The sequence below is a fragment of the Pseudoalteromonas sp. 19-MNA-CIBAN-0066 genome (assembly GCF_040308705.1).
Lineage (GTDB): Bacteria > Pseudomonadota > Gammaproteobacteria > Enterobacterales > Alteromonadaceae > Pseudoalteromonas > Pseudoalteromonas nigrifaciens.
In genome coordinates, this window is record NZ_JBEONZ010000061.1 from 1 (window position 1) to 9,352 (window position 9,352).

At 40.9% G+C, this 9,352-nt stretch carries 10 protein-coding genes and 1 riboswitch; of the genes, 2 read left to right on the forward strand and 8 right to left on the reverse strand.

The genetic code is table 11. From position 1 onward, the window contains the following. Positions 1-72: 72 nt before the first annotated feature. Together AAEZ18_RS17690 and yaaA are read right to left on the reverse strand one after the other, a co-directional pair. Positions 73-1,029, reverse strand: a complete 957-nt coding sequence (locus AAEZ18_RS17690) for a mechanosensitive ion channel family protein (protein ID WP_197181795.1) — start codon at positions 1,027-1,029, stop codon at positions 73-75. A 132-nt stretch (positions 1,030-1,161) separates the two neighbouring features. Beyond that, complete coding sequence (gene yaaA / locus AAEZ18_RS17695; protein WP_350594195.1) at positions 1,162-1,941, reverse strand: peroxide stress protein YaaA; 780 nt, start codon at positions 1,939-1,941, stop codon at positions 1,162-1,164. A gap of 231 nt (positions 1,942-2,172) precedes the next feature. Between yaaA and tal the strand changes: the two genes are divergently transcribed. Both tal and AAEZ18_RS17705 read left to right on the forward strand, forming a co-directional pair. After that, positions 2,173-3,123, forward strand: a complete 951-nt coding sequence (gene tal / locus AAEZ18_RS17700; protein WP_086995240.1) for a transaldolase — start codon at positions 2,173-2,175, stop codon at positions 3,121-3,123. Between the two features lie 270 nt (positions 3,124-3,393). Continuing rightward, positions 3,394-3,573 (forward strand): DUF3545 family protein, encoded by a 180-nt coding sequence (locus AAEZ18_RS17705; protein ID WP_011329208.1) that lies wholly within the window; start codon positions 3,394-3,396, stop codon positions 3,571-3,573. Between the two features lie 61 nt (positions 3,574-3,634). Here the strand turns inward: AAEZ18_RS17705 and ung are convergent, their stop codons facing one another. From ung to AAEZ18_RS17735, 6 genes are read right to left on the reverse strand one after another with little or no spacing between them, the layout of a single operon-like run. Continuing rightward, the gene (ung, locus tag AAEZ18_RS17710; RefSeq protein ID WP_086995237.1) at positions 3,635-4,297 is read right to left on the reverse strand and encodes a uracil-DNA glycosylase; all 663 of its coding nucleotides are present in this window, start codon (positions 4,295-4,297) and stop codon (positions 3,635-3,637) included. After that, complete coding sequence (locus tag AAEZ18_RS17715) at positions 4,294-5,169, reverse strand: cobalamin-binding protein (protein WP_086995234.1); 876 nt, start codon at positions 5,167-5,169, stop codon at positions 4,294-4,296. Before AAEZ18_RS17715 ends, ung begins: the two co-directional genes overlap by 4 nt. Beyond that, the gene (cobO, locus tag AAEZ18_RS17720) at positions 5,169-5,768 is read right to left on the reverse strand and encodes a cob(I)yrinic acid a,c-diamide adenosyltransferase (protein ID WP_086995231.1); all 600 of its coding nucleotides are present in this window, start codon (positions 5,766-5,768) and stop codon (positions 5,169-5,171) included. The genes AAEZ18_RS17715 and cobO overlap by 1 nt, the downstream gene beginning before the upstream one ends. Further along, positions 5,752-7,242 (reverse strand): cobyric acid synthase, encoded by a 1,491-nt coding sequence (locus AAEZ18_RS17725; RefSeq protein WP_350594191.1) that lies wholly within the window; start codon positions 7,240-7,242, stop codon positions 5,752-5,754. The genes cobO and AAEZ18_RS17725 overlap by 17 nt, the downstream gene beginning before the upstream one ends. An 8-nt stretch (positions 7,243-7,250) precedes the next feature. Further along, a complete protein-coding gene (locus AAEZ18_RS17730; protein WP_350594188.1) occupies positions 7,251-8,252 on the reverse strand; it encodes a FecCD family ABC transporter permease in 1,002 nt (333 codons plus the stop codon). A 1-nt stretch (position 8,253) separates the two neighbouring features. Beyond that, positions 8,254-9,066: an ABC transporter ATP-binding protein gene (locus AAEZ18_RS17735; RefSeq protein ID WP_350594186.1), complete on the reverse strand. Its 813-nt coding sequence runs from the start codon at positions 9,064-9,066 to the stop codon at positions 8,254-8,256. A gap of 79 nt (positions 9,067-9,145) precedes the next feature. Beyond that, positions 9,146-9,281: riboswitch (cobalamin riboswitch) on the reverse strand. Positions 9,282-9,352 lie beyond the last annotated feature (71 nt).

The window sequence follows — 9,352 nt, forward strand, 5'->3', positions numbered from 1 at the left end:
GCTTTAGCATTTACTATGATGTGGCTACCAATGTGGGCTGATTGATATATGTACTACAAAGATCAACAGCCCCTAGTCTTCTTTATTGATTGTAGAGCCATCGGCTCCTTCTTGCTTTGACGATTGTGTATTTACTTTATTACTTATTATTGCATCGAGGTTTTCGCCACCTTTAACCCCAAAATCTAAACTACGTATTGGGAATGGAATACGAATATCAGCCTCATTTAGTGCTTGCTGTACTGCCACAACACCTTTGTGGCGTACTGTCATAAAGTCTGGCTCACCAGGGTATTTAATCCAAAACCACAATAATAAATTAATACTACTGTCGCCAAAACTCTCTGCGTATACGGCCGTTTCATCTTGGCGTATTACAAACTCAAATTGATTAATTTTATCCACAATAACGTTTGCGGCTTTTTCTATGTCTTCTGTTAATGAAATTCTTACCGGCACTTCTATGCGTCTAACGCCTAGCGTGCTGTAGTTTCGCAATACATTTCTAAATAGTATTTTATTAGGCACTAATATTTGCTGCCCATAAAAGCTCTCTATTAGTGTATTACGTAGGTTTATTGAATGCACAGAGCCAAACACATCATCAGTTTTTATTACATCACCTGGTTTAAATGGCTTACGAATACCCATAGCAATACCTGCTATTAAGTTTTCGGTCATATCTTGAAATGCAAAACCAATCGCTAAACCAACAATACCGGCACCAGCTAGTAATGACGTTACCGTGCCTTTTAAGCCCATAAAATCCAGTGCTATAAACACTCCTACACTTAATATCAGCACTTTAAATATAGAAGCCATTAAATCAGCTATCTGTTTTGAATCGAGGGAGCGGCGCAATAAGTTTTTCATTAAGTTACCGGCAAAGCGAGCCAGCATAGAAAATAGAATGACAATAATAACTGCCACAATAAAATTAGGAATATGGCTTATAACGACATCAAACCACCCTCCGAGCTTTTCTTCGATAAGTTTTTCGGCGTCGCTAATTGAGGGAATACTAAACATGTAACTTGCACCTATTGATTTATAATGTGATTAGAATCAATCTTGAATTCGCATATCAATTGCAAGTATAGCGCCAGTATTAAAAAAGCCATGCTGTGCATGGCTTTTATAGATTAGGTAAAGGTTTAAGTTTTAGCTTTGTTCATCGCGTAAAAATACTGGCTCAAACTCTTTCACACTTGCTTCGGCGCTAAAGTAATAACCCGCTACTGTAAACTCTTTAAGCAGGCTTAGCTGAGTTACTTTATTTTCGATGAGGTAACGCGCCATCATGCCTCGTGCTTTTTTAGCGTAAAAACTAATTACTTTATATTGACCATTTTTACAGTCTTTAAAGTGTGGAGTAATTATTTGTGCATTAAGGGCTTTTTTATCAACCGCTTTAAAGTACTCGTTTGAAGCAAGGTTAACTAAGTATTGGGCGTCCTCGGCTTTTAATACCTCGTTAAGTTTATTGGCAATTACACTGCCCCAAAACTCATACAGGTTTTTACCACGACTGTTTTCAAGCTTGGTGCCCATTTCAAGGCGATACGCTTGCATTAAATCAAGCGGCTTTAAAAGCCCATATAAGCCCGATAATATGCGTAGGTGGCTTTGTGCGTAATCAAGCTGATTAGCCGTTAGCGTGCTAGCATCTAAACCACCATATACATCGCCATTAAAGGCCAGTACCGCTTGTTTAGCGTTTTCTGTGGTAAATGGCTGTGCCCACTCACTAAAGCGAGCAGCGTTAAGCCCTGAGAGCTTATCGCTAATTTTCATCAGGCTGCCAATTTGCGCAGGGGTTAGTTCACGGCATACTTGCATCAGTGCTTCGCTGTGCTCAAGTAATTCCGGTTGAGTGAACTTATCGGTTGCAGGTGGCGTGGTGTAATCAAGATTTTTTGCAGGTGAAATAACAGTGATCATAGTTAGCTATTGACTTGTAATTTATTTAATGTCAATTTCAACATTAAATGAAACGAAAAGCACGTTTTGTTTAATATTAAACAGACTGATCCTACCTTAATAATTCATACATAACCGTTTTTATATTGATAAGGACATAAGACCTATCAAGCATTACTTCGCTGTTGCAGTATGGTGTAATATTAAAGTAGTTTAGATTTTCTTTTAACTTGCTTGGAATGAGGAAAGCAAATGACTAACGCGCTACAAAGGCTAAAACAACATTCATCAATCGTGGCCGACACGGGTGATATTGAAGCAATTAAAAAGCATCAACCAGAAGACGCAACGACCAATCCGTCATTGCTATTAAAAGCGAGCGAGATTGAAGCCTATAAGCCTTATTTAAATAAAGCATGGAGCTACGCCAAAGAAACCGAGCAAGATCCAGCGAAGCAACTAGCGCTAGCATGCGACTACTTTGCGGTATTATTAGGTAAAGAAATTAGCGCTATTGTACCTGGTTATATTTCTACTGAGGTAGATGCACGTCTTTCGTTTGATACCCAAGCAACTATTGATAAAGCGCACACGCTACTTAGTCTTTACGAAAAAGAAGGCGTAAGCAAAGATAAAATCTTAATTAAAGTAGCCTCTACTTGGGAAGGCATTAAAGCCGCTGAACAACTAGAAAAAGAAGGTACTAAATGTAACCTTACTTTATTGTTTAGTGATGCCCAAGCACGTGCTTGCGCCGATGCTAACGTATTTTTAATCTCGCCATTTGTAGGTCGCATTTTAGATTGGCACGTTGCTAACGGTATGGAAAAGCCGACCGACCCACTGCAAGATCCAGGAGTGCAGTCTGTACGCAGCATTTTTGAATTTTATAAACGCCACAACTACAAAACGGTAGTTATGGGTGCAAGTTTTCGTAATACCGGCGAAATTCTTGCCCTTACTGGTTGCGATAAGCTAACTATTAGCCCTAACCTTTTAGAAGAGTTGGGTAACCTTGAAGATGCACCAGAATATTTACTAGCAAAAGATGTTGCGCAGCAGCCAAAACCGGCACCGCTTAGCGAAGCTCAATTTCGTTGGTTGCATAACCAAGATGCTATGGCGACTGAAAAATTAGCTGAAGGTATTCGCTCTTTTGCTGATGCTCAAGAGCAATTAGAAGCACGCTTTAAAGCCATGTAATTGGCTTAAACGCTTGTATAAAAAACGTCGCAGTTGCGGCGTTTTTTTATGCCTGCAATTTATATGTAAAAAACTTATAAACCCACCATAAAGCAAACCTTCATCAATAAATCACAATTTAGTAACACAGTTGTCACTTTTATATTCTATTTTAGCTAGGCCTATGGTATAGGTATTCGCGAAGTTAATACCTATACCATTAAATTAGTGAGCAGTTATAGCTTAGTTTTTAATAAGACTGGTATCAAATGCAGTCTAAAGGAGATATTCATGGATAGCCTGAGCAATATAATAGAAGGTCCTGAAACAAAAAAGGAAGCTTCTCAAAAAAATAAAAAAAGAAGATGGCGCGAAATCGAAGCAATACAAGAAAAGTATCGTTTACGCAAAGAACTACAGGAGTTGGACTACTTTACAGACAGCATAGCCGTTAATGAACTCGACTTTTAAACGACTAACTAAAAAGGCCCGCATTGCATTATTTGCGGGCCTTTGGTTTTAAAAGTTAAAATTATACTTGCCAATTAATCGGCGTTTTACCTTGAGATTGTAATAACGCATTAGTGGCTGAAAAATGCCTACAGCCAAAAAAACCTCGATGAGCAGACAGTGGTGACGGGTGCGGCCCCGCTAAAATATGTTGGCGTGCGCTATCAATTCCCTTACCTTTTTTTTGTGCATGAGCCCCCCACAAAATAAATATTACGCCTTCACAATGGGTGTTTATATGCGCAATAACCTTATCGGTAAATTGCTCCCACCCTAAGTGTTTATGCGAATGGGCTTGGCCTTGCTCTACCGTAAGTACTGTATTGAGTAAAAATACTCCTTGCTCTGCCCAGCTTTGTAAGTAGCCATGGGTAGGAATAACAAAATCGTTTATATCGCTAGCCAGCTCTTTATAAATATTTTTAAGCGAAGGTGGCAGTTTTTTAACCTCAGGTAATACCGAAAAACACAAACCATGTGCTTGGCCTTCACCGTGGTAAGGATCTTGCCCTAAAATAACAACGCGTATATCACTAAGCGGTGTTGCAGTAAATGCGCTAAACACTTGATCTTTTGGAGGATAAACAGCAACGTCTTCGCTGCGGCGCTTAGCAACGTAGTCGAGTGTTTGCTGCATATACGCTTGCTGTAATTCTTGCTTTAAAAATGCAGTCCAATCGCTCATTGTATGCTCTTTATTTGTTGGCGTGATACGTCTATTTTATCACACATGTCGGCCAGCCCATCTAGCATTCGCGCTGAAAAGCGATGTAGTAAGTCGGCATTTACAGATAAAAATTGCTTATTTTTTACTGCGGGTATTTCTGGCCATTGCTGCCAATTAATAGTGGGTTGCGGTGTTGCTGATTTTTCATCCGGAATAATTATAATTTGCGGCTTAGCCACTATCACATTTTCTATGCTTATTTGTGGATAGTCGGTGCGGCTATTTGCAAATACATTGGTTACTTGGCAAGTAGCCATTAACTCACTTATTCCGGTATTTTTCGACACTGTCATCATCGGCTCAGACCAGAGTTGATAAAAGCCGGTGAGTTTACTTTTACCCTGTTGCTTGGCTGTAATGGCTGCAAGTTTAGTATTAAATGCTTTTACCACTTGCTCGCTTTGTTTAATGTTACCGGTAAGTTTGCCTAGCATAAGCAACTCATCGGCAATGCCTGTAACTGTAGTTGGATCAGTTAAATAAAGCTTAATACCTAAGCGCTCTATTTGTGCTAAATCATCGCTTTGATTACCACTTTTCCACGCAATCACTATATCTGGCTTAAGGACTAAAAGCTTTTCGATTGAAATACCATAGTAACCGCCAATACGAGTAATACTTTTTGCCGCTGCTGGGTAGTCGGCGTAATCAACTGTGCCAACAATATTATCTCCCGCGCCTATTGCATACAGGTTTTCTACTATGTGCGGAGCTAGTGCCACAATACGCAGCGCTTTAGCCGGCTGTACTTTATCAATTTGTATCTTATTAGCCTGCGCATGCTGCGATACACAGAGTAACAATAGACCAATAACAAGCTGTTTAAACATTAGTAATCAAAACCTTGCAGAGCCTTAACACCTGCATCAAATGCATGTTTTACATTACGCACTTCGCTTACTGTATCAGCCAGTTCTATTAATTTACGATGGGCTGCACGGCCGGTAATAATAACCGACTGCATTGGCGGTCTGTTGCTAATCGCCTCTAGCACTTCATCTACATCAATATACCCATAGGTTACCATGTAGGTTAGCTCATCGAGCAGCACTACATCTAGGCTTGCGTCACTAAGCAGTCGCTTTGACTCTTGCCAAGCAGCTTGCGCGGCTGCGGTATCGCTCTCTTTGTCTTGGGTATTCCATGTAAAGCCTGTGCCCATTACAACAAACTCTACACCCGCACTCTGTAACAAGTTACGCTCTCCACATTCCCAAGTGCCTTTTATGTACTGGCACACAGCGGCTTTTTTTCCATGACCAACACAACGTGCTACCACACCAAAGCCCGAGGTCGATTTACCTTTGCCATTACCGGTTATAACCTGAAAAATACCTTTTTCTTGTTGCGCTGCAGCTATTCGTGCATCAACTTGATCTTTTAATTTTTGTTGGCGTTGCTGATGTTTATCTTTACTTTGTTCGCTCATGATTATGCCCTTCATAAATTTTAATAATGTGTGCAATATTTAAATGCGTTTCACACATGGCAGCTAAACGCTCTAGTTGCTGCTCACGGTGCTGGTTAATATTAACCGGATTAATAACTGTATCGGCTTTGAGCCACTTTAATATTTGCAATGTGGCACTCGCTTGATCAAATAAGCCATGTAAATAAGTACCCGCTATGGCGTTATCATCACTAATAAACCCATCGGCTGTAAAGCCATTTGGGTGTTCATTAAAGCTTAAAAATGGTTTATTAAGTGCTTCACCTTGGCTAATGCCTGCATGAATTTCGTAGCCACTACAAAGTGTTTGCTGGTTATTTAATTGCATAGTCGCGGTTACATTACTCAATATTTTTTGTGCTGTAAGTGTGCTGGTAAAATCACTTAACGCTAGCCCCGGCATATGCTGTAATGATGACTCAACACCTAGGGGATCATTAATACTATTGCCAAGCATTTGCATACCACCACAAATACCAAGCACTTTACCACCATAACGTAAATGGCGCTTTATTTGTGTATCCCAGCCTTCATTTTTTAAAAAGGCTAAATCACTCAATACGTTTTTACTCCCCGGTAAAATGATCAAATCAACATCGGGGATCGCTTGTGTATGCGCTACATAATTAATATTTATATTGGGATGTAAGCGCAGTGCATCAAAGTCAGTATGGTTACTAATGTGCGGCACAAGCAGCACCGCAATATTAACGCTGACATTAGTTAGCGTATTATCTATAGCAATTGCATCTTCAGCGTCTAATGCTAGGTCGTGTAAATACGGCAATACGCCTAACACCGGTTTACCTGTGTATTTTTCCAGCCAATCAAGCCCACTTTGTAACAAGCTTATATCGCCTCTAAAACGATTTATTATAAAGCCTTTTACCCGCGCTTGCTCCGACTCACTCAATAATGCCAAAGTACCCACTAAATGAGCAAACACACCGCCTTTATCTATATCGGCAATTATAATTACGGGGCAGTCAACGGCTTCGGCGTAGCCCATATTAGCAATGTCGTTGGCTCTGAGGTTTATTTCGGCTGGGCTGCCTGCCCCTTCCACCAGCAGTAAATCAAAACGTTTTGCTAAACGGTTATGCGACGTAATTACTGCATCCATAGCTACTTTTTTATAATCGTGATACGCGCCAGCTTCCATATTACTTATGGCTTTACCATGAATAATAACCTGCGCGCCAGTATCGCTATTAGGCTTAAGTAATACGGGGTTAAAGTCAATTTCAGGTGCCACCTTTGCCGCTATAGCTTGCAGTGCTTGAGCTCGACCTATTTCACCACCATCATCTGTAACTGCACTATTTAATGCCATATTTTGTGGCTTAAATGGCGCTACATTTAACCCTCTATTAGCAAATACTCTACACAGCGCCGCAACCAGTGTACTTTTACCCGCATCGGATGTAGTGCCTTGCACCATTAACGTTTTCATTTATAGCCCTACACCTGGCGCTTACGAAAATACAATAAGCTTAAAAAGAACACGCTACCAATAGCTGCAGTAATAACCCCAACCGGTAACTCTTGATTCGTTAATAACGTGCGCGCTAGCACATCAACCCAAACCATAAAAGTACCACCCACCAAACTCGTTACCAGTAAGCCCGACAAGCTACCTTGGGAGATAAAAAAGCGCACAATATGCGGCACCATTAATCCTACAAAGCCAATTCCGCCGCACATAGCTACTAACACTGCCGTTATCAGCGAACTTAAAACCAACATTAATATTCTAAAGCGATGTACCCGCACACCCAGTGTTATAGCACTTTCATCGCCAAGCAGCATGGCATTAAGTTGGCGCCTAAAACTAAGCATTGTAAATGTACACAATACAATAACCACAAAAGGTAACCACAGCGTTGCCCACTGCGCCCGTGCAAAACTACCGAGCGTCCAAAATAAAATAGCCGCAACCGCCTGTGGGTCGCTCCAGTAAAGTAATAAACTGGTAAATGCGCTAAATAAAAATGACAAGGCCACACCTGCCAGCAGCATAGATTCTACTTGCCCACTTTGCTGCCGCCCTGCAATCAATATAAGTAAACTCATAGCCACTAAACTGCCAGCCAATGCCGCTGCCGATAATGCAAAGCCCGCACTAATGCCCACAAACGCCATGAGTATAACAACCCCCAAAGACGCCCCAGACGATATCCCAAATAAATAAGGATCTGCTAACGGATTACGCGTCACGGTTTGCAAAATAAGCCCGGCAATGGCTAAACCACTGCCAGCTAAAAATGCCAGTAATGTGCGTGGCATTCTTAATTCAACAATAATTCGAGTGTTAAAGGAGCCCTCTGTTGGGGTGAAAATACTTTTAAATACATCAGTTAATGATGTGTCGGCAGCGCCATAACTCAGCGCTGTAAATAACGTAAATAATGCAGCTAGTACTGTGACTAAAAGTGCTATTGAATGATTGTTAAGCATGCGCATATTATTCATACCCATAAAAGTAAGTAATATGTGGAATAACACCACCTAGTTTAGACATTTGCGGGTGGTGGCTTACTTGTGCACATACACCAAATACATCATTGAGCATGTCCTCGCTGAGCACATCGATGGGAGAGCCTGTATTAACAATTTCGCCGTGATTTATAACCACCAGCTCATCGCACATAGCAGCGGCTAAATTTAAATCATGAAACGATGCAAACACAGTAACGCCAAGCGATTTAGCCAACTCCATTACCTGAATTTGATACTTCACATCTAAGTGGCTGGTTGGCTCATCCATAATTAATAGTTGCGGTTGCTGCACCATAGCCCGAGCAATTAATGCACGTTGTTTTTCTCCTCCCGAAAGCGACTCAAAACGTTGGCTTGCATGATCCTGCAAGCCAACTCGCGCTATAGCTTGGTTTATTTTTTGTGTGTCGGCTGTTGTGGTGGTGCTAAATAATGCTTTATGCGGGGTTAACCCAAGTGCAACCACATCTAATAAAGTTAAATTAAATTGTGATGGGATTTCTTGTAAAACAACCGCAACCTGCTTTGCGTATTCATGGCTTTTTAACTGCCAAATATCGGTATTATTAAATTTAATTTGCCCTGCAGTGGGCTGATTAAAGCGATACAAACACCGCAGTAAACTAGATTTACCTGCGCCATTGGGGCCAATTAAGCCAACGAACTTACCTTGCTTTATTTGCAAATTAACATTGTTGAGGATAGTTTTACTGCCAATATTCCACGACACGTGATTAACGCTTAACAATGGTGTATTTAATGGCGTTTGAGTTTGCAATAGTTAGCCCTAGGCAGGAATGCGCTCACTAACAATGCAACTAACTATGGCTAGTACATAATTTGAAGATGAGTAAACCCGCTCGTTAAAATAGTTTATTTGTATCTGACTTAAAGCGTTATGCTAATTACAGTTGCGGGAACAGTTGAGGAGTTGCACCTCATTCCAAATGAATACTCTATTATGGGCGGCTAAGTAAATAATTTAAAGCATCGAGTAGGGTGAGGCTTATGCCTCATCCCTCTCACAGAACCGTACGTACGGACCTCGTATACGGCTCCTGTAC